22 protein-coding genes are annotated in these 19201 nt (G+C 32.7%); 7 read left to right on the top strand and 15 right to left on the bottom strand.

The genetic code is table 11. The features are described from left to right. Positions 1 to 5: 5 nt before the first annotated feature. Positions 6 to 2201 (top strand): TonB-dependent receptor, encoded by a 2196-nt coding sequence (locus LOS86_RS01810; protein ID WP_231842958.1) that lies wholly within the window; start codon positions 6 to 8, stop codon positions 2199 to 2201. A 54-nt stretch (positions 2202 to 2255) separates the two neighbouring features. Here LOS86_RS01810 and LOS86_RS01815 read toward each other — a convergent pair whose 3' ends face one another. After that, positions 2256 to 2678 carry a Rieske (2Fe-2S) protein gene (locus LOS86_RS01815; RefSeq protein WP_231842959.1) on the bottom strand — a complete coding sequence of 141 codons (423 nt, stop codon included), beginning with the start codon at positions 2676 to 2678 and terminating at the stop codon, positions 2256 to 2258. Between the two features lie 155 nt (positions 2679 to 2833). Here LOS86_RS01815 and greA point away from each other — a divergent pair, with 155 nt between their 5' ends. Beyond that, positions 2834 to 3310 carry a transcription elongation factor GreA gene (gene greA, locus LOS86_RS01820; protein WP_231842960.1) on the top strand — a complete coding sequence of 159 codons (477 nt, stop codon included), beginning with the start codon at positions 2834 to 2836 and terminating at the stop codon, positions 3308 to 3310. 106 nt (positions 3311 to 3416) lie between these two features. Next, positions 3417 to 3806, top strand: a complete 390-nt coding sequence (locus LOS86_RS01825) for an HIT family protein (protein ID WP_231842961.1) — start codon at positions 3417 to 3419, stop codon at positions 3804 to 3806. A gap of 26 nt (positions 3807 to 3832) precedes the next feature. Here the strand turns inward: LOS86_RS01825 and LOS86_RS01830 are convergent, their stop codons facing one another. Then, complete coding sequence (locus LOS86_RS01830) at positions 3833 to 4981, bottom strand: sensor histidine kinase (protein ID WP_231842962.1); 1149 nt, start codon at positions 4979 to 4981, stop codon at positions 3833 to 3835. A 139-nt stretch (positions 4982 to 5120) separates the two neighbouring features. Here LOS86_RS01830 and LOS86_RS01835 point away from each other — a divergent pair, with 139 nt between their 5' ends. The 3 genes from LOS86_RS01835 to aat all read left to right on the top strand — a co-directional run bounded on the left by LOS86_RS01835 (position 5121) and on the right by aat (position 7153). Next, a complete protein-coding gene (locus tag LOS86_RS01835; RefSeq protein ID WP_231842963.1) occupies positions 5121 to 5996 on the top strand; it encodes a flavin reductase family protein in 876 nt (291 codons plus the stop codon). 11 nt (positions 5997 to 6007) lie between these two features. Next, a complete protein-coding gene (locus tag LOS86_RS01840) occupies positions 6008 to 6394 on the top strand; it encodes a DUF3127 domain-containing protein (protein WP_231842964.1) in 387 nt (128 codons plus the stop codon). A gap of 123 nt (positions 6395 to 6517) precedes the next feature. Further along, complete coding sequence (aat, locus tag LOS86_RS01845) at positions 6518 to 7153, top strand: leucyl/phenylalanyl-tRNA--protein transferase (RefSeq protein ID WP_231842965.1); 636 nt, start codon at positions 6518 to 6520, stop codon at positions 7151 to 7153. Here the strand turns inward: aat and LOS86_RS01850 are convergent. From LOS86_RS01850 to rplM, 7 genes are all read right to left on the bottom strand, one after another. After that, positions 7150 to 7362 carry a VF530 family protein gene (locus LOS86_RS01850; RefSeq protein WP_231842966.1) on the bottom strand — a complete coding sequence of 71 codons (213 nt, stop codon included), beginning with the start codon at positions 7360 to 7362 and terminating at the stop codon, positions 7150 to 7152. The two genes, aat and LOS86_RS01850, sit on opposite strands and share 4 nt — an antisense overlap. A 4-nt stretch (positions 7363 to 7366) precedes the next feature. After that, the gene (locus LOS86_RS01855) at positions 7367 to 7927 is read right to left on the bottom strand and encodes a DNA-3-methyladenine glycosylase I (RefSeq protein ID WP_231842967.1); all 561 of its coding nucleotides are present in this window, start codon (positions 7925 to 7927) and stop codon (positions 7367 to 7369) included. Continuing rightward, complete coding sequence (locus tag LOS86_RS01860) at positions 7917 to 8570, bottom strand: queuosine precursor transporter (RefSeq protein ID WP_231842968.1); 654 nt, start codon at positions 8568 to 8570, stop codon at positions 7917 to 7919. Before LOS86_RS01860 ends, LOS86_RS01855 begins: the two co-directional genes overlap by 11 nt. 91 nt (positions 8571 to 8661) lie before the next feature. Beyond that, the gene (tsf, locus tag LOS86_RS01865; protein ID WP_231842969.1) at positions 8662 to 9483 is read right to left on the bottom strand and encodes a translation elongation factor Ts; all 822 of its coding nucleotides are present in this window, start codon (positions 9481 to 9483) and stop codon (positions 8662 to 8664) included. Positions 9484 to 9619: 136 nt separating this feature from the next. Then, entirely contained in the window at positions 9620 to 10381 is a 762-nt protein-coding gene (gene rpsB / locus LOS86_RS01870) for a 30S ribosomal protein S2 (RefSeq protein WP_231842970.1), read from the bottom strand. 175 nt (positions 10382 to 10556) lie between these two features. Beyond that, positions 10557 to 10943 carry a 30S ribosomal protein S9 gene (gene rpsI, locus LOS86_RS01875; RefSeq protein ID WP_231842971.1) on the bottom strand — a complete coding sequence of 129 codons (387 nt, stop codon included), beginning with the start codon at positions 10941 to 10943 and terminating at the stop codon, positions 10557 to 10559. Beyond that, entirely contained in the window at positions 10943 to 11398 is a 456-nt protein-coding gene (gene rplM / locus LOS86_RS01880) for a 50S ribosomal protein L13 (protein WP_194093365.1), read from the bottom strand. The genes rpsI and rplM overlap by 1 nt, the downstream gene beginning before the upstream one ends. A gap of 197 nt (positions 11399 to 11595) precedes the next feature. Here rplM and LOS86_RS01885 point away from each other — a divergent pair, with 197 nt between their 5' ends. Then, positions 11596 to 12618 carry a LacI family DNA-binding transcriptional regulator gene (locus LOS86_RS01885; protein WP_231842972.1) on the top strand — a complete coding sequence of 341 codons (1023 nt, stop codon included), beginning with the start codon at positions 11596 to 11598 and terminating at the stop codon, positions 12616 to 12618. Here the strand turns inward: LOS86_RS01885 and LOS86_RS01890 are convergent. The 6 genes from LOS86_RS01890 to polA all read right to left on the bottom strand — a co-directional run bounded on the left by LOS86_RS01890 (position 12613) and on the right by polA (position 19094). After that, the gene (locus LOS86_RS01890) at positions 12613 to 13323 is read right to left on the bottom strand and encodes a nicotinamide mononucleotide transporter family protein (protein ID WP_231842973.1); all 711 of its coding nucleotides are present in this window, start codon (positions 13321 to 13323) and stop codon (positions 12613 to 12615) included. The two genes, LOS86_RS01885 and LOS86_RS01890, sit on opposite strands and share 6 nt — an antisense overlap. A gap of 2 nt (positions 13324 to 13325) precedes the next feature. Then, a complete protein-coding gene (locus LOS86_RS01895; RefSeq protein ID WP_231842974.1) occupies positions 13326 to 14693 on the bottom strand; it encodes a serine hydrolase domain-containing protein in 1368 nt (455 codons plus the stop codon). Between the two features lie 42 nt (positions 14694 to 14735). Beyond that, the gene (locus LOS86_RS01900) at positions 14736 to 15377 is read right to left on the bottom strand and encodes an SdpI family protein (protein WP_231842975.1); all 642 of its coding nucleotides are present in this window, start codon (positions 15375 to 15377) and stop codon (positions 14736 to 14738) included. A 3-nt stretch (positions 15378 to 15380) separates the two neighbouring features. Further along, entirely contained in the window at positions 15381 to 15635 is a 255-nt protein-coding gene (locus LOS86_RS01905; protein WP_231842976.1) for an autorepressor SdpR family transcription factor, read from the bottom strand. Positions 15636 to 15753: 118 nt separating this feature from the next. Next, entirely contained in the window at positions 15754 to 16176 is a 423-nt protein-coding gene (locus LOS86_RS01910) for a hypothetical protein (RefSeq protein WP_231842977.1), read from the bottom strand. A 65-nt stretch (positions 16177 to 16241) separates the two neighbouring features. Then, complete coding sequence (gene polA, locus LOS86_RS01915; RefSeq protein WP_231843896.1) at positions 16242 to 19094, bottom strand: DNA polymerase I; 2853 nt, start codon at positions 19092 to 19094, stop codon at positions 16242 to 16244. Between the last annotated feature and the right edge of the window lie 107 nt (positions 19095 to 19201).

Genomic DNA, 19201 nt, shown 5'->3' on the forward strand with positions numbered 1-19201 from the left:
TACGAATGAAAACTTTATTCAACCAAGATGGCTTAATGCCAAAAACAAAAAGTCGCTATTTTAGTTACCTTTTGCCTTTTGCCTTTTACCTTTTACCTTTTGTTTCTTTCTCACAAGAAACTCAGAAAGACAGTTTAAAAACTACTGAACTTAAAGAAGTAGTTGTCGCATCAGTAAGAGCAAAAGACAAAAATCCAATTACGTACACCAATGTTTCAAAAGAACAGATTGCACCTCGAAATTTAGGTCAAGATGTGCCGGTATTAATGCAATATTTACCATCTGTGGTGAGTACAACTGATGCTGGAAATGGAGTTGGGTACACTTATATGAGAGTTCGTGGATCTGATGGTTCTCGAATTAATGTTACCTTAAACGGAGTTCCTTTTAATGATAGCGAGAGTCAGGGAACGTTCTTTGTGAATTTACCTGATTTTGCCTCTTCGTTAGAAAGTGTTCAATTGCAAAGAGGGGTTGGAACTTCAACTAATGGTGCTGGTGCTTTTGGAGCAAGTTTAAATATGGCAACCAAATCGTATCAAGAAAAATCGTATGCTGAAATAGCAAATTCCTTTGGAAGTTTTAATACAAGAAAGCACACTTTGTCGTTTGGAACTGGCTTGCATAATAATTTTGAATTGAACGGTCGCATTTCCAATATCGCATCTGATGGATTTATCGATAGAGCCTCATCCAATATGTTTGGTTACTTCTTTAATGCCAATTATGTTAAAGAATCTACTTTAGTGAAATTTATGGCATTTGGAGGAAAAGAAAAAACCTATCAAGCTTGGTACGGAATTGAAGATCCTGAAAAACTTAGAAATGACAGAACATTCAATCCTGCCGGAATGTATTTCGATGAAAACGGCAACATGCAATTTTATGATAATGAAACCGATAATTATTGGCAAAATCATTTTCAATTGCATTGGACTGAAAAATGGACTGAAAAATGGATTTCAAATACCGCTTTACATTATACAAAAGGAAAAGGATATTTTGAACAATATAAAGAAGATGAAGATCTAACAGATTATAATTTGCCAGCTTTTAACGGAAATTCAATTTCTGATTTGGTAAGAAAACGTTGGTTAGACAATGATTTTTTTGGAGCTACTTTTTCATTAAACTATAGAGATGAAAAGACAGATTTATTATTTGGTGGTGCAGCTAATCGTTATTTAGGATTACATTATGGAGAAGTTATTTGGACAACAAATTATATTCCAAATCCAAATCGCTACTACGATAATTATGGAAATAAAGACGATGTGAATTTCTATACAAAAGCATCATATAACGTTACAAACAAGTTGAATTTGTTTGCCGACTTACAATATAGAATGGTTTTCTATAATGCTACAAGTGTAAAATTTGACGACGTAAATGATACATTCCGATTTTTTAATCCAAAAGCAGGTTTAAATTATCAATTAGATGAAAAAAATACTTTTTATGGTTATTTTGGAATTGCAAACAAAGAACCAAGACGCGACGATTACGAAAGTGGAGCAATTAAACCAGAGCGTTTGTTTGATTATGAATTGGGTTGGAAATACAACACTAAAAATGTGAAATTGTATGCCAATGCATTTTATATGAGATACAATAATCAGTTGGTAATGACTGGAGCATTAAATGATGTAGGTTCGCCAATTTTCACGAATAGCGGTAAAAGTTATCGATTAGGTTTAGAAGTAGAATCTACCATTGCTTTAACAGATAAATTATTTTTGAACCCTAATTTTACCTTAAGTCAAAATAAAAATATAGACTTTTATTTTCAACGTGATGGAATTATTCAAGATTTAGGAAATACAAATATTGCCTATTCGCCTAATTTTGTAGCTGCTAATAGTTTTACGTATTTGCCAGTTAAAGGATTACAACTAGCTATTTTGTCAAAATTTGTTGGCGAACAATATATGGGAAATATTGATTCGGCTAATTCTAAATTGGATAGTTATTTTGTTAGTGATTTCAATGCTTCATACGATTGGCAAATCAATAAAGGAATTAAGTCAATTGTTTTTTCTGCTTTGGTCAATAACATTTTCAATTTAGAATATGAGTCAAATGGGTATTTCTACACCTATGATGACACTTGGTCTGGACCAACTCCAGTTACAATAGAAGGAGCCGGTTTTTATCCACAAGCTGGGATAAATTTCATACTTGGCGCCACCTTAAAATTTTAGTTAAATTAAGTTAAGTTAAAAAAAGCCTGAAAAATATTTTTTCAGGCTTTTTTGTTAGTTATAAACTCTAAGTGAAAGTGCATCTAATTGCTCTACACGATATTGTTTCATGGGGTATTGCATTCCTGCTGCTTGACCAGTAAATAAGCTATAGCTTGATCCATCACATTCGCAAATAGCATTAATGCCACTTAAGGTCATAGTAGAACAACTGCTTAAAGGTTGATTTGGACAAGCTGCATCAAAAGCTACATAACTTCCGCCGGTGTTAAATACGATAATCCCTCTTACACCAGCGCTTCCGTTGTTAATATAAACGGCATTACTAGGGAATTGCAAATTGCTAAATTGAGGTAAATTCATATTGATATTTACATTAAAGCTATAATTAGGCAAATACGGATTATTATTGTTGAAATTTTCTTTTTCACAACTAAAAAATAAGGGAAATATCAGGAATAATAGGAGTTTTTTCATAATTCATTTATAAAATTGATAAAACAAATTTAATTAATTACTTTTGACTAAACATTACGTGATAACAATAAATTAATATTTAAAATAAATTACTATCTTTGTGAAAAGGAATCCCATGTAGGTGGGATTCTTTCTATTTTATAAACTATGAAGTTATGAGCACAGTATCGTATTACACAGCAGAAGGATTAAAAAAATTAAGAGAAGAATTAGACCAACTTAAAAGTATAGAACGACCTAAAGCATCGCAAGCCATTGCAGAAGCAAGAGATAAAGGAGATTTATCTGAAAATGCTGAATATGATGCAGCTAAAGAAGCGCAAGGGTTGTTAGAAATGCGTATTGCTAAAATGGAGGAATTAGTTGCAAACGCACGTTTAATTGATGAATCGCAATTGGATTTATCAAAAGTATTGGTTTTATCTACGGTTAAAATCAAAAATCAAGCTAATGGTATGGAAATGAAATATACATTAGTAGCAGAAAGTGAAGCCGATTTAAAATCAGGTAAAATTTCGGTAACTTCTCCTATTGGAAAAGGATTATTAGGAAAATCAGTAGGTGAAATAGCAGAAATTAAAGTTCCAAATGGAGTTTTAAAAGTTGAAATTTTAGAAATTTCTAGAGATTAAATTAATGAGGCAATTTGTCGATGAGGCAATTTGTCAATTAAAAATAAAATAACAACAATTTTCTTGATCTTAATCATTGAAAATTAGATAATTGAAAACCATTAAAATGAGTTCAATATTCACGAAAATAGTAAACGGAGAAATTCCATGTTATAAAATAGCCGAAGACGAAAATTATTTGGCTTTTTTAGATGTTAATCCAAATGCAAAAGGACATACTTTATGTATTCCAAAGCAAGAGATTAATAAAATCTTTGATATGGAAGAAGAGCATTATTTAGGATTAATGAAGTTTGCTAGAAAAGTGGCAAAAGCATTAGAAAAAGCAGTTGCATGTAAGCGAATTGGTGTTGCGGTTGTAGGGCTAGAAGTACCGCATGTTCATGTACATTTAATTCCGCTTCAAGATATGGATGATATGCGTTTCCAAAGAAAAACAAGTTTAACACCTGAAGAGTTTCAGGAATTGGCAAAGCAAATTGCTTCTAACTTATAAATTTATCCCGATTCAATCGGGATTTTTTATGCTATTTTGTAACTAATTTGCATTGTAGTTCCTTTTCCAATTTCAGATTGGGCTACTTTAATTTTTCCTTTATGATATTCTTGAACAATTCGCTTAGTTAACGATAATCCTAATCCCCAACCTCTTTTTTTAGTGGTAAATCCGGGTTCAAAAACTTTAGAAAATTGATTTTTAGGAATTCCCTTTCCAGTATCTGTAATTCGTATTTTGACAATTTTTTCAAGTTCGGTTATGTTGATGTTAAGTGCTCCTTTTCCTTTCATGGCATCAATTGCATTTTTGACTAAATTTTCAATTGTCCAACTATGTAAAGCAGGATTAAATTCAACATAAATAGGATGATGAGGTGCATTAAAGGTAAAGGACACCTGTTGCGATACACGACTCTGTAAATATTCAACCGTATTTTTAGTGTCTTCGATGATATCGCGTTTTTCTAATACAGGTTCACTTCCAATTTTAGAAAAACGATCTGTTATGGTTTGAAGTCGCGAAATGTCTTTTTCAATTTCGATAATCGTGCTTTCTTCAACATTGTCCAATTTCAAAATTTCAAGCCAACCAATTAATGAAGAAAGTGGCGTTCCAATTTGATGTGCAGTTTCTTTTGCCATTCCGGCCCAAAGTTTGTTTTGGGTAGCCATTTTGGTAGCACGATAAAAATTATACACCACAGCACCAAATAAAATGATAATCAACAATAAAGCAATTGGATAGTATTTTAATTTATTTAATAATGGCGAATTTCCATAATAAACCAAATGATACTTATTATTAGAACTTTCCATTTTTATGGGTTGGTTATCGTTTTTAATCGAATAAAAATATTCTTTTAAAGCAATGCTGTCTTTTGTAATGGCTTCATCTATATTATTAGAATCTATGATTTTATCATCTTCATCTGTAATAAAGATTGGAATTGTAGTGTTTTTACTTATAATTTCAAGTGGTAAATCTAAATCAGAATTTTCATTAGCATTGGCAACACTTGTTAAGGCACTTGCCCAAAATTCCATTTTTGCACGCTCTTCGTTTTTGAAAATTTGGAAAAAGTTATAGGTATTCCAAAGTATCAAAACTACTATGAAAAAGGAAGCTATAATAATAAACCAACGAGTTAGATTTCGTCTTTCTGAAAACTGCATGCATTCGTATTTGAAGTAAAAATACTAAAATCCTTTTTAATTTGGTGTTTATTATTGTATTTGGATTTGTTTTTTGTTCCGTAACTTCGGAATTGAAATTTCACTTGTTCTTGTTATCTTTGTAAAAAATAGTTTCAACATGTTAAGCATCGATCCAAAAGAAATTGCACCAGCAAAATTACAAGGCTATTTACAAAGTGCTGTAGCGCCTAGACCTATTGCTTTTGCTAGTACAATAGATAGTAATGGAAATCCTAATTTATCGCCATTTAGTTTTTTTAATGTATTCAGTTCTAACCCGCCTATTTTGATTTTTTCGCCAGCGAGACGTGTACGCGATAATACAGTTAAACACACTTTAATTAATGCTCAAAACACAAAAGAAGTTGTTGTTAATGTGGTGAATTATGACATCGTAGAACAAATGTCATTATCAAGTACTGAATATCCAGATGGTGTAAATGAGTTTGAAAAAGCAGGATTTACGATGCTAAAATCAGATAAAGTAAAACCATTTCGCGTGGCCGAAAGTCCGGTGCAATTTGAATGTAAGATTAATGATGTAATTGCATTAGGAGATCAAGGTGGTGCAGGAAATTTAGTGATTTGTGAAGTAGTGAAAATTCACATCAACGAAGCTATTTTAGACGCTAATGGTATGATTGACCAATACAAGATTGATTTAGTTGCCCGAATGGGAGCTAATTGGTACAGTCGTTCTAATGTAGGAATGTTTGAAGTAGAAAAACCGCTAACTACTTTAGGAATTGGTATAGATAGTATTCCAGATTTCATAAAAGAAAGTGGTTATTTTACAGGTAATGATTTAGCAAGATTAGGAAATATCGAAAGTGTCCCAACCGAAGAAGAAATTGCTATATTTGTAAAAGAAAATTTTGAAGTCAAAGCAGTTTTAAGTGCCGATGATATGGACACAAAATTTCAAAAAGCAAAAGAGTATGTAGATAATGGAAGAGCGATTGATGCTTGGAAATTGTTATTAGCAAAAAAATAAATTTTAGTATTATGGAAGTTTTAGGAAGAGTAAAAGTAATTAATCCAGTTCAACAAGTAAGTGCATCTTTTAAAAAGAGAGAGCTTGTAGTAACTACAGAAGAGCAATATCCACAGCATATTTTAATCGAGTTTACACAAGATAAAACCGATTTATTAAATAATTATAATGTTGGTGAACAAGTAAAAGTTTCTATCAATTTAAGAGGTAGAGAATGGGTAAATCCACAAGGAGAAACAAAATATTTTAACTCTATCCAGGGTTGGAGAATTGAAAAAGCACAAGCAGAAGTTCCTGCAGCAGCAGCGGCACCTCAAATGCCACCAATTCCACCAGCAGCCGCTTTTGAACCAGCAACCAACTTTAATGAAGAAGAACACGACGATTTACCTTTTTAATAAAGAGTAAAGAGAATAGAACATAGAAAAAAAGAGTCATTCAAAATTTACGTTTTGAATGGCTTTTTAATTTCTTGATAGTTAAGTCTATTCTCTTTCTTCTATTCTCTATTTTCTTAAAAGATGTACTATTTAACCCAAGAATTATATTTCCCACCAGTTGAAACCGCTTCTCCAGAAGGAATTGTTGCGGTAGGAGGCGATTTATCTCCAGAACGACTTGTTTTGGCTTATAATTCAGGTATTTTTCCTTGGTTTGAAGATGATGAGCCAATATTGTGGTGGAGTCCGCCAGAACGCATGGTTTTGTTTTTTGAAGATTTAAAGATTTCAAAAAGCATGCGAAACGTTATCAATCAAAGAAAATTTAAAGTTACGTTCAATACAGCTTTTAGAGACGTAATTCTAAATTGCAAAAAAATATCCAGAAAAGATCAACTAGGTACTTGGATTACCGACAATATGGTGGAAGCGTATTGTAAACTCCACGAATTGGGTATAGCCAAAAGTGTTGAGGTGTGGCAAGATGATGAATTAGTAGGTGGTTTGTATGGCGTGGATTTAGGTCATATTTTTTGTGGTGAAAGTATGTTTTCTAAAGTTTCAAATGCTAGTAAAATGGCTTTCATAGCTTTAGCAAAACAATTAGAAATGGCAAATTATCGTTTGTTAGATTGCCAAGTGTATAACGATCATTTAGCCAGTTTAGGTTGCGTAGAAATTGAGAGAGAATATTTTTTAATGGTGTTGAAAAGTTAAAACTTTGGCAACGTTCTCACATACAATTCCTCTACTTTTTTTCTTGCCCAATCTGTTTTTCTTAAAAATTTTAAAGTAGAATTTATAGATGGATTTTCTTTAAAACAATTGATGTTTATAAGTTCTGCCAAAGTGTCAAAACCGTAAAAATCTACTAATTGCTCAACAATAGTTTTTAATGATTTTCCGTGAAGTGGGTCGTTACTCATAATCTTATTTTCTAGTCCAGCAATCCATTACATGATCATTTACCATTCCGGTTGCTTGCATGTGTGCATAAACAACGGTAGAACCCACAAATTTAAATCCGCGTTTTTTTAAATCTTTGCTCAAAGCATCTGAGTTAGGAGTGGTGGCTTTGACTTCGCTTAAAGTTTTGGGTTGGTTGTCAATAGGTTTTCCATCTACAAATCCCCAAATGTATTTAGAAAATGTCCCAAATTCTTCTTGCACTTTTATAAACACTTGCGCATTGGTAACCGTAGCTTTAATCTTTAATTTGTTTCGAATAATTCCTGCATCTTCAGTTAATTCTGCTATTTTTTCTTCAGAATAATTAGCTATTTTCAATAAATCGAAATTATCAAATGCGCTTCTAAAATTTTCTCTTTTAGCTAAAACGGTGTACCAACTCAATCCTGCTTGAAACGTTTCTAAAATTAAAAATTCGAAAATAGTTTCATCATCATAAATAGGTTTTCCCCATTCGTTATCATGATAATTTCGGTATAAATCGTCTTTTTCGCACCAAGCGCATCGGGTTTTATTTTGCATCTCTAGCTAAGTATTTTTCAATTAAATAATGGCCTAAATAAATCAACGGTGTTAATCCAACAGCAATTAAAAGTTTTACTGTATATCCGGTTAATGCGGATGCAATGAACATTTTAGTATCAATTTTTCCAGGTAGCCAAAAGGCAATTCCCAATACAATGAAACTATCAAAAAGTTGCGAAATTACTGTTGAACCCGTACTCCTCAACCAAATCATTTTTTTACCCGTTCGGTTTTTTACAAAATGGAAAATGGTAACATCAATTAATTGGGAAACTAAAAAAGCTGTGATACTTCCCACAATAATCCACATACTTTGCCCGAAAACAGCAGAAAATTGTTCGTCTGTAATTAAACCATCGCCTTTAACTGCAGGAATTTGTAATCCAATCAACAGTAGAAAAAAAGTATAAGCAATTAATCCTGCCGTAATGAAGGATAGTTTTTTTACTCCTTTTTCACCAAAGTATTCGTTGATTAAATCGGTTGTAATGAAGACAATGGGCCAAGGTAAAATGCCTAAACTCATCACAACATCTCCAATATAAATTAATTTTCCACCTATTAATTCGGCAACTAGAGCATTGGTTATAAAAATACCAGCAAGAATTACATAAATAATATCTTTTCTTCTTTGAAACATAGCAATTGTTTTACCAAAAGTAGAGAATTATATTGCAAAAAAAAACTTCAACCCGAAGATTGAAGTTTTTAATATGATTGAGTTGGATAAATTATCCTAAAGCAACTCTTCTGAAACCTGTAACAGTTAAGTTAGCATCTACAGATTTAATGTAGTTAGCAACACTCATAGAACTGTCTTTGATAAAATCTTGGTTTACTAAAGTATTGTCTTTGTAGAAACGTTGGATTTTCCCTTTAGAAATGTTGTCTAACATTGCTTCTGGTTTTCCTTCTGCTCTTAATTGCTCTTTAGCAATTTCAATTTCTTTTTCAATGATTGCAGCATCAACACCAGCTTCGTTTAAAGCAATTGGGTTCATAGCAGCAGCTTGCATTGCAACGTTTTTAGCAGCTTCTTCAGCACCAGCAACATTTGCAGATAATGCCACTAATGTAGCGATTTTACCAGCGTGAATGTAAGAACCAACATAAGCACCTTCTAATCTTTCGAAAGCACCGATTTCGATTTTTTCTCCAATTACTCCAGTTTGCTCGATTAATTTCTCAGCAACAGTGATTCCGTTGAAATCAGAAGCTAATAATTCTTCTTTTGTAGCATAGTTTAAAGCTTGGTTAGCTAAATCATTTGCTAATTTAACGAAAGATTCGTTTTTACCTACGAAGTCAGTTTCACAGTTTAAAGTGATTGCAACTCCAGCAGTGTTGTCAGCATTGATAACAGCAACAGCAGCTCCTTCAGTAGATTCTCTATCTGAACGGTTAGCAGCTACTTTTTGACCTTTTTTTCTTAAGTTTTCGATAGCTAAATCGAAATCTCCTTCAGCCTCCACTAATGCTTTTTTACAATCCATCATTCCAGCACCAGTGATAGTTCTTAATTTATTTACGTCTGCAGCAGTAATATTTGCCATTTTGTATTTTTTTTATTTGTTGTTTATAAAAGTAAAAATTCCAATTACTAAATCCCAAATTCCAATTTTACTAAATTGCTAACTAAAAGTTAGAACAAGTTTGGAATTTGGAATTTAATTCTTGGAATTAATTGATTTATGCTTCAGTTTCAGTAGCAGGAGCTTCAGTAGCTTCTACTTCTTTAGCTGGTAATTCATCTTTTTCAACTTTTCTATCAGAAAGACCTTCAACGATAGCAGAAGAAACTAATGATAAAACTTTTTCAATTGATTTAGAAGCATCGTCATTTGCAGGAATTACGAAATCAATTGGACGTGGATCCGAATTCGTATCTACCATTGCGAACACTGGAATGTTTAATTTTTGAGCTTCTTTAACAGCGATATGCTCAGCTTTTACGTCAACTACGAATAAAGCAGCTGGTAATCTAGACATATCTGCAATTGAACCTAAGTTTTTCTCTAACTTAGCTCTTAAACGATCGATTTGTAATTTTTCTTTTTTAGATAAAGTGTTGAAAGTACCGTCTTTCTTCATTCTATCAATTGAAGCCATTTTCTTAACAGCTTTACGGATAGTTACGAAGTTAGTTAACATACCACCTGGCCATCTTTCAGTGATGTAAGGCATGTTACAAGCTGCTGCTTTTTCAGCAACGATATCTTTCGCTTGTTTTTTGGTAGCAACGAATAATACTTTTCTACCAGAAGCAGCGATTTTTTTCAAAGCTTCGTTAGCTTCTTCAATTTTAGCTGCAGTTTTATATAGGTTAATGATATGAATACCATTACGCTCCATATAAATGTAAGGAGCCATGTTTGGATCCCATTTACGAGTCATGTGTCCGAAGTGTACACCTGCTTCTAATAACTCTTTAACGTCAATTTTGTTTGCCATTGTGTAATAGTTTACGTTCCGTGATTAGCAATTTTCAAGTAGTCACTTGCGTTAGTCTTGAAAATTTAGATGCTAAACTAATTCCCTTTTTACAAGGAATATCGACAACTTTGTTTTTAATTCAATTTTAATTGTAAAAATAAATCTGAAAATATATTCTGATAAATATCGAATATTAACGTTTTGAGAATTGGAATCTCTTACGTGCTTTTTTCTGACCGAATTTTTTACGTTCTACCATTCTAGGATCTCTTGTTAATAATCCTTCTGGTTTAAGGATAGCTCTGTTTTCAGCTTCTACCTCACACATTGCGCGAGCAATAGCCATTCTTACAGCTTCTGCTTGTCCTGTTGAACCACCACCATAAACGTTTACTTTAACGTCAAAGTTTGATGCATTTTCAGTCATTGCTAAAGGTTGCATTACTTTGTACTGTAAAGTAGCAGTTGGGAAGTAGTTACTGAATTCTCTTTTGTTTACAGTGATTTTTCCTGTTCCTTCAGAAACATAAACACGTGCAACAGCGCATTTTCTTCTACCGATTTTGTGAATAACTCCCATTACTTAAGATCGTTTAGGTTAACGGTTTTAGGTGATTGAGCAGCATGTTTGTGCTCAGGACCTACATATACATTTAAATTACGGAATAATTCTGCACCTAATTTGTTTTTAGGTAACATTCCTTTAATAGCTTTTTCTACTAATAATGCAGGATTTTTTTGTTGCATTACTTTAGCAGTTAAAGTTCTTTGTCCTCCTGGGTAACCTGTGTGACGAACGTAAGTTTTGTCATCTAACTTGTTACCAGTAAGGTTGATTTTTTCTGCATTGATAACAATTACGTTATCTCCACAGTCAACGTGCGGTGTATAACTTGGTTTGTATTTACCTCTTAAAAGCATCGCTACTTTTGTAGATAAACGACCTAAGTTATGACCTTCAGCGTCTACAACAATCCACTGCTTGTCTGCAGTAGCTTTGTTAGCTGATACTGTCTTGTAGCTTAATGTGTTCACAATAATTTATTTTAATTAAACATTCCATTCCCAATAAAGGGAGTGCAAAAGTACAATTATTTATTAGAATTGCAAACCCCTTTTTGAAAATATTATTTTTTCTAATTCGTTATATCTCACATCTTTAATAAAAATTCATTTCAAGATGTTTTTTTAAATCCGATAAATACACTATTTTTACGTCTTAACTTGTTTATATGAAAGCAAAAGCAACTCTAAAACAGATTGCCCTTGAGTTTGGGGTGTCTATTTCTACCGTTTCAAAAGCATTAAGTGATAGTCCTGAAATCAGCGAAGCTACTAAAATTAAAATTCAAGAGTACGCCGCTTTGCAGAATTACAAACCTAATAGTATTGCTAAGAATCTCAAAAATCAGCGTACAAATACAATAGGGGTAATCATACCTAATATCTTAAATCCTTTTTTTGCAAAAGTATTTAGCGGTATTGAAAAAGAAGCTTTGTCAAAAGGGTATAATGTAATTACCGGAATTTCTAATGAATCTTTAACGAAAGAACAACAAGTTATGGATATGCTCAACAATGGAACTATTGACGGTTTTATTGTGGCAATTGCCGAAGAAACTCAGTCGTTAAAAGATTATAAGCATTTTAGAGATATTATGAATAGTGGAACGCCTATCGTTATGTTTGATAGGGTAGCTGATGGAATTAATTGCGATAAAGTTGTGGTAGACGATTTTGATTCCGCTTACGATGCTACAACTCATTTAATAAAATTAGGTGGAAAAAAGATTGCATTGCTTTCTACCATACATAATTTAAGTGTAGGAGAATTACGTTTTGATGGTTACCAAAAAGCACTATCAGATGCTGCTATTCCTATTGATGAAAACTTGGTTGTTTTAGAAACTTCAATTGATGACTTTGATATAAAATTGCAAAACCTTATAGCTTCTAAACAAATGGATGCGATTTTTGCTTTAGACGAGCACAGCGCAACAGCTGCTATGAAGATGGCGCTAAAAAAAGGAATCAAAATTCCAGAAGAGTTAAATATTATTGGTTTTGCTGATGGTGTTTGGTCAAGACGATTAACACCTAGTTTGTCAACTGTAAGTCAACACGCGCCAGAAATTGGGGCTAAAGCTGCTGAATTGTTAATCCATAAGTTAAATTCTAAAGATGAGTTTTACCAACCACAAACGGTTGTAATTAAAACAGAATTGCGTCAGAGAGAATCGACTAGGAAGTTATAATTGTTTCGCTTTATCATCCTTCCAAGTGATATAACCTAGAATTGCATTGAACATATAGAACACATATTTTGCGGTGTTGGCAATATTCATCAACATTACATTTTGTAGGATTTTGAATAAATTATATACTTGCCAGTTAATCCAATTGTCGGGATACATTCTTCCTATATTAAAGGTGCCGCCAAAACTAATTCCGGCTGGAATAGCGATGGCGAAAAACAGTTTCCAATCAATCGTTTTTTCTGAAAAAGTTGAAAATGCAATGTAGTTCAATACTAACGAAAGCAGTAAACCAATTGCCATATTTCGGAAAAATATGGCATCAATCGAATTCAAATATTGTTTCTTTTTCCAAATTCGGAACGCAAAATAATTTCCAAAAAATGAAACTGGATAGGTTAAAATCGCACCGATATTTCCCAAAAGATAATCGATACTTCCGCTTAATAACGTATTGCAAGTGCTGATTAAATTCCCAATATTATTTTTCTTCGTGACCAATCGAGTCGCCATCATGGATAAACATGTGTTTATAATGGAAAAGTAACCTAAGTAAAAGGAATAGTTCTTTCCGTTGAAATCAAATTCGTAAGTTGATAAATGATATTCTAAATATAGGGATACTCCAACCACCAAAATCACACCGATAACATCAAGATATTTGCTGTTGGTAATACTTTTGATAGTTGCAATTGTATTTTGCATTTTTATTCTTTTGTAAAGTTGAATTTCATTCCACCCTGAATTAAAACAAACGAATTGTTTCCAAAAACCATTTCAATTCCGGCAGGTGCAAAAACAAATGTTGTTTCTTCTTTAAATGTTAATGGAAATGCACTTTGTCCTGTAGCTTGTGCTGATAATTCTCCATTCTTTTCAGAAACTGTAATTTTTAATGGTAAATCTTTTGAAGCATACGTCCCGGTAAATTTTGCCAATTCCGCTTTATCCATTTTCAAAAACTTTGGAAAAGGGAATGGCATTTTGTAGTAAATACTCAAAATCCCAATGATAATATCATTTTGTACAAAATTATCGCCATTAGAGATTAAAGAAAAACTCAATTTTTCGGTTGGATAATACCCTAACATCGAACTGAAATTTTCAATTCTTCCGCCATGACCATAAAAGCGTCTCTCTCCAAAAGGAAATTGAATTAGCGCTTTTCCGTATCCTTCTTTGATTTCTTTCATTTGGTCTAAGGATGTTGAATGGACTAATTTCCCTTCAAAAAGGGCATTAATGAACTTCGTTAAATCAGCAGTAGTTGAAGTAATTCCGCCAGAAGCAAACGCAATCGAATTGTGATTTTCTGGTGATTTTACCCAATTCGTGCCATCAAAATAATAGGAATAACTTTCTTTTCCTTCTGTATTTGTAGCTTCTTCACTAAAATATGTTGTAGGAATAAATACTTTTTTAGTTACAGCACCTTTATCCGTCATTTCGGTTTTGTTTTCGTAAGTGCCTAATTCTACTTTTTTTACGATTCTATTTTGAAGATTTTCTGCGTATGATTTTTTAGTCAACTTTTCGATAATACAGCCTAAAATATAAAAGTTAGAATTGCTGTATTCGTATTTGCTTCCAGGTTCAAAATTCGATTTATAAGCTGTAATTACTTTTAAAATGTCTTCTTTCGAATGTTTTTTATCTATTACTTTATGAAAAGTAGTATCCTGATTTACTAAATCTACTATTCCGGTTCTATGGTGCAATAAGTCATAAATCGAAATCTTTTCAGCATTTTTAATTTTTGGATAAAATCGATTTAATTTGGTTTGCAAGGTTAGTTTTTTCTCTTCAATCAATTGCATCACCATTACAGCGGTAAAAGTTTTAGAAATTGAACCTATTTTGTATCGTGTTAAGCGATCGGCTTTGATATTTTTTTCAACATCAGCAAAACCATACGCTTTATTAAAAACCACATTTTCCCCTTCACGAATGGTTAACGAACCCATGAATTTGTTGTTTTCGTATAAATAGTTCAACAAACTATCCATTCGAGTAAATTTATCTTGGGCAAAAGTGAAACTCGAAAAAGCAAATACAAAAAGAAGTAATTTTTTCATGGTATTTCTGTTTTTCTAATTAGTAGTTGAGATTTTTTTTTGTTACTGATTTTTGATTTTTTTGAATTCTAAATACGAATATACAATTGGAACAATTGTAATAACGCCCACAATAGTTAGAAAAGTATAAATTTGGATATTATTTGGCAACACAAATGTCAATGCCATTAAAAGTCCGCCAACGAACCATAATTTTCCTCCCATTACATGCGTTTTTTTCCAAACTTCTTCGTTTTCTAATGTCCAAGGCGTTTTGATGCCAATGAAATAATTCGGTTTTATGGTTTTAAAATAATTACCTAAGAAAGCAAAAAGTAAGCCAACCAATGGAAAAATCAAAACTGGATTACTTGTTTTTTGTTGTACACTATATAAAATGTAAATCGCTAAAGCCGACATGAATAATGCTAAAATTAGGCGTAAATTATTCAGTTTGTTACCCATGTTTTGCAATTTTTGTTTTGGATCTATGTACGGAATTATTAAAAAGATGAAATAGCTAATTCCAGTTAGCATGAAAATCATTAATAAAAGTTCGTTTTTATCGCCATAACGATCAATTTCTCCAGCGCCATTCCAATGCATTGGAACACTTTCTGGTAAACTTTTCCAAATGTAAGCCAAGTAAACAAAAGGTAACAAAGCCACAGCAATAAACGGAATTTCTTTTTTAAACTTCTCCATACTTTATTTTTTTAGGGTAATAATCCATTGTAAAATATCATCAACAATTGTAGTATTTAAAGAATAGACTACAAATTGTCCTTTTTTTTCGCTCGTGACTAAATCGGCACGTTTTAAAATATCTAAATGATGCGAAATACTAGGTTTTGAAATATGAAATTGGTCCGCAATATCGCCAGCCGTCATTTCCTGTTTGCGCAGCAATTCCAGAATATCTCTTCTGGTTTCGTCGTTTAAGGCTTTGAAAATTACGTTCATATTAATTTATATATTTAGACAAATATCTAAATATTATTTGAAATGGCAAAATGTTTTCAAAAAATAAACCCGATAGGTTTTGTAACGTATCGGGTTTGTAATAAATATTTGAGACTTCTTATTCAATTACCTCATGGACTAAATATGAATTTAGTGTGATTCTTTTATTGTTGTCTTTTGTAAATGAAATCTCATCAAGAGTTTTGCCTTTTTGGTAAATGGTTAATATTTCCATACTATATTTTGTCTCATTAACATCATTTTTTGTAACGCTAGAAGTTTGAGTTTTATTGATGTCAACTTTAATTATTTCTCCATAGTCTTGTAGGTTTTTCTTAACTAATTTGCCAAGTTCTTCTTTAGCAATTGATTTGTCTAAGTAACTACTAATTTTGGTTGTGTCTTTATTAGATAATTCTTCATAAAATTTAGTTGCTAATTCTTTAGCAAATTCAATATCTTCAGGAGCATTGTTTTTTGTTGTAATGTTTTCACATGAAGCCAAAATTGCTAAAACGGCTACTAATAAAATTTTCTTCATATCTAAATATTTGTTTTTAATTGTTTTTATAAACTACCAACTGCTACTGTCCACTGAACACTTTCCTAATGCGCTTCCAACCAATTTTTGCCTAATCCAATTTCTACATCTAACGGAACTGCCATTTTGAACGCGTTTTCCATTTCGTGTTTAATCATCGGTTGAATTTTTTCTAATTCGGAGTTGTGTACGTCAAATACTAATTCGTCATGAACTTGCAATAGCATTTTTGATTTCCAATTTTCAGAAGTCAATTTTTTGTGGATGTTAATCATCGCAATTTTAATGATATCCGCAGCCGAACCTTGTATTGGCGCATTCACCGCATTTCGTTCCGCACCACCACGAACAATTGCGTTGGCTGAGTTGATGTCTTTTAAATAACGTCTTCTTCCTGAAATGGTTTCTACATAACCGTTTTCTCTAGCAAAATCTACTTGCTCTTGAATGAACGATTTTAATCTTGGATATGTTTTGTAATACGCTTCAATTAATTCTGCGCTTTCTTTTCGTGATAAGTTGGTTTGGTTGCTCAATCCAAAAGCCGAAACGCCATAGATAATTCCGAAGTTTACGGTTTTGGCGTGACTTCTTTGCTCTTTTGTCACTTCATCTAAGGGCACATTGAACACTTTTGCAGCCGTACTTTTGTGAATATCTTCGTGATTTTGAAACGCTTTAATCATGTTTTCTTCCCCACACAAAGCGGCAATAATACGCAATTCAATTTGAGAATAATCGGCAGAAAGTAGCGTGTAATTTTCATCACGCGCAATGAAGGCTTTTCTAATTTGTCTTCCTCTTTCGGTACGAATTGGAATGTTTTGTAAATTCGGATTATTCGAACTCAATCGACCTGTAGCCGCAACCGTTTGCATATAATCGGTATGCACTCTTCCTGTTTTTTTATCGACTTGATTTGGTAAAGCATCAATATACGTACTTTGCAATTTCACCATTTGACGCCATTCTAAAATATCGCGTACAATTTGATGTTCGTTTGCCAAATAACTCAACACTTCTTCACCAGTGGCATATTGACCGGTTTTGGTTTTCTTTTGTTTTGCGCCACCAATTTTTAGTTTGTCAAATAAAATATCGCCTAACTGTTTTGGAGAAGCCAAATTGAATTTCTCACCAGCGGTTTCATAGATTTGTTGTTCAAAAGCATCGATTTCTTTTTGCATATCAACCGACATACTTTTTAGAAATTCCACATCCAAACGAATTCCTTCTTTTTCCATATCGGCTAAAACAGGAACTAATGGAATTTCGATTTCGTCAAACAATTTTTTCGTACCTACTTTTTCTAAAATCGGTTGGAAGTGTTCCTTCAATTGGAAGGTAATATCAGCATCTTCAGTAGCATATTCTTTGATGTCTTCCAAAGGAACATCGCGCATTGACAATTGATTTTTTCCTTTTTTACCAATTAAAGTTTCAATCGATTTTGGGGCATATTTCAAATACGTTTCACTCAAAACATCCATATTATGACGCATATCAGGATTAATCAGATAATGCGCAATCATGGTATCGAATAATTTACCTTTGACTTGAATGTTATAATTCGAAAGAATTTTCAAGTCGTATTTCATGTTCTGACCGATTTTTTCGATAGTTTCATTTTCGAAGAATGGTCGGAATTTTTCAATTAAAGTTTGTGCTTCTTCCTGATTTTCGGGAAACGGAACATAAAATCCTTTTCCTTTTTCGAAAGAGAACGACATTCCTACTAATTCAGCATTCAAAGCATCAATTCCAGTAGTTTCCGTATCAAAACAAACCGAAGTTTGATTTAGTAAATTCTGTAATAACAGCTTTACAGGTAAATCGCCTTGAACAATTTGATAGAAATGCGTTGTATTTTCTAATGTAGCATAATACGAATGATTCGCAGTTGGTTCATCCGATTCATCGCTAAAACCAAATAAGTCGAATTGATCTTCGTTTGATTTTTTTGCAGGAGATTTTTTAGTGGGTTGTGGCGTATCTGAAGTTGTTCCGTTAGTGTCAATTTCATCATATTCTTTACCTGAACCAAATAATTTATCAAACTGCGCTTTCATTTGGCGGAATTCTAATTCCTGAAACAAAGCATCGGTTTTCTCCACATCAGGTTTTGATAATTCAAAATCATCCGCATCAAAAGTCACCGGACAATCGAGTAGGATAGTGGCTAACTTTTTAGATAAAATTCCCAACTCTTTATTGGCTTCAATTTTTTCTTTCATCGCACCTTTTAGTTGATGCGTGTTGGCTAATAAATTCTCTAAAGTTCCATATTCCGCTAAGAATTTCTTAGCTGTTTTTTCTCCCACACCAGGCAATCCAGGAATATTATCGGCAGAATCGCCCATCATTCCTAAGAAATCAATTACTTGGTCAGGACGCTCGATTTCAAATTTTTCTAAGACTTCAGGAATTCCCCAGATTTCGATATCATTCCCCATTCGGGCTGGTTTGTACATGAAAATATTTTCCGAAACCAATTGGGCAAAATCCTTATCTGGCGTTACCATGAAAACTTGGAAACCTTCTTTTTCGGCTTGTTTGGCTAAAGTTCCAATTAAATCATCGGCTTCAAAACCTGCTTTTTCTATAATGGGAATGTGCATAGCGCGTAACAATTCCTGAATATAGGGAACTGCAATTTTTATCGCTTCAGGAGTTTCGTCACGATGCGCTTTGTATTCTTGATACATTTCGAAACGGTAATCACTTCCGCCTTTATCGAATGCTACTGCTAAATGATCTGGTTTTTCACGCTTAATAACATCCATCAAAGAATTCATGAATCCCATAATGGCAGAAGTATCCATTCCTTTAGAGTTGATTCGAGGATTTTTTATAAAAGCGTAATAGCCGCGAAAGATAAGTGCGTAGGCGTCTAATAAGAATAATCGTTTTTGTGACATTTGAAATGAAATTGGTTTTAAAATGTAAAAGTACAATTCTTTGATTAAAAAAACTTTGTTAAAATTCATTTAATAACAGGTTAATTTGTCAAACTTGTTCATTACTT

Source organism: Flavobacterium cyclinae (assembly GCF_021172145.1).
Classification (GTDB): domain Bacteria; phylum Bacteroidota; class Bacteroidia; order Flavobacteriales; family Flavobacteriaceae; genus Flavobacterium; species Flavobacterium cyclinae.

Coding starts and splice junctions, on each gene's coding strand:
- LOS86_RS01890 (WP_231842973.1), bottom strand. CDS start 13,323: ATGCAAAATACAATTGCAACTATCAAAAGTATTACCAACAGCAAATAT.
- LOS86_RS01905 (WP_231842976.1), bottom strand. CDS start 15,635: ATGAACGTAATTTTCAAAGCCTTAAACGACGAAACCAGAAGAGATATT.
- rpsI (WP_231842971.1), bottom strand. CDS start 10,943: ATGGGAGTTATTCACAAAATCGGTAGAAGAAAATGCGCTGTTGCACGT.
- LOS86_RS01900 (WP_231842975.1), bottom strand. CDS start 15,377: ATGGAGAAGTTTAAAAAAGAAATTCCGTTTATTGCTGTGGCTTTGTTA.
- LOS86_RS01830 (WP_231842962.1), bottom strand. CDS start 4,981: ATGCAGTTTTCAGAAAGACGAAATCTAACTCGTTGGTTTATTATTATA.
- LOS86_RS01885 (WP_231842972.1), top strand. CDS start 11,596: ATGAAAGCAAAAGCAACTCTAAAACAGATTGCCCTTGAGTTTGGGGTG.
- LOS86_RS01815 (WP_231842959.1), bottom strand. CDS start 2,678: ATGAAAAAACTCCTATTATTCCTGATATTTCCCTTATTTTTTAGTTGT.
- LOS86_RS01810 (WP_231842958.1), top strand. CDS start 6: ATGAAAACTTTATTCAACCAAGATGGCTTAATGCCAAAAACAAAAAGT.
- LOS86_RS01840 (WP_231842964.1), top strand. CDS start 6,008: ATGGAAGTTTTAGGAAGAGTAAAAGTAATTAATCCAGTTCAACAAGTA.
- LOS86_RS01910 (WP_231842977.1), bottom strand. CDS start 16,176: ATGAAGAAAATTTTATTAGTAGCCGTTTTAGCAATTTTGGCTTCATGT.
- LOS86_RS01835 (WP_231842963.1), top strand. CDS start 5,121: ATGTTAAGCATCGATCCAAAAGAAATTGCACCAGCAAAATTACAAGGC.
- LOS86_RS01850 (WP_231842966.1), bottom strand. CDS start 7,362: ATGAGTAACGACCCACTTCACGGAAAATCATTAAAAACTATTGTTGAG.
- LOS86_RS01860 (WP_231842968.1), bottom strand. CDS start 8,570: ATGTTTCAAAGAAGAAAAGATATTATTTATGTAATTCTTGCTGGTATT.
- LOS86_RS01855 (WP_231842967.1), bottom strand. CDS start 7,927: ATGCAAAATAAAACCCGATGCGCTTGGTGCGAAAAAGACGATTTATAC.
- LOS86_RS01895 (WP_231842974.1), bottom strand. CDS start 14,693: ATGAAAAAATTACTTCTTTTTGTATTTGCTTTTTCGAGTTTCACTTTT.
- aat (WP_231842965.1), top strand. CDS start 6,518: ATGTACTATTTAACCCAAGAATTATATTTCCCACCAGTTGAAACCGCT.
- polA (WP_231843896.1), bottom strand. CDS start 19,094: ATGTCACAAAAACGATTATTCTTATTAGACGCCTACGCACTTATCTTT.
- rpsB (WP_231842970.1), bottom strand. CDS start 10,381: ATGGCAAACAAAATTGACGTTAAAGAGTTATTAGAAGCAGGTGTACAC.
- greA (WP_231842960.1), top strand. CDS start 2,834: ATGAGCACAGTATCGTATTACACAGCAGAAGGATTAAAAAAATTAAGA.
- LOS86_RS01825 (WP_231842961.1), top strand. CDS start 3,417: ATGAGTTCAATATTCACGAAAATAGTAAACGGAGAAATTCCATGTTAT.
- tsf (WP_231842969.1), bottom strand. CDS start 9,483: ATGGCAAATATTACTGCTGCAGACGTAAATAAATTAAGAACTATCACT.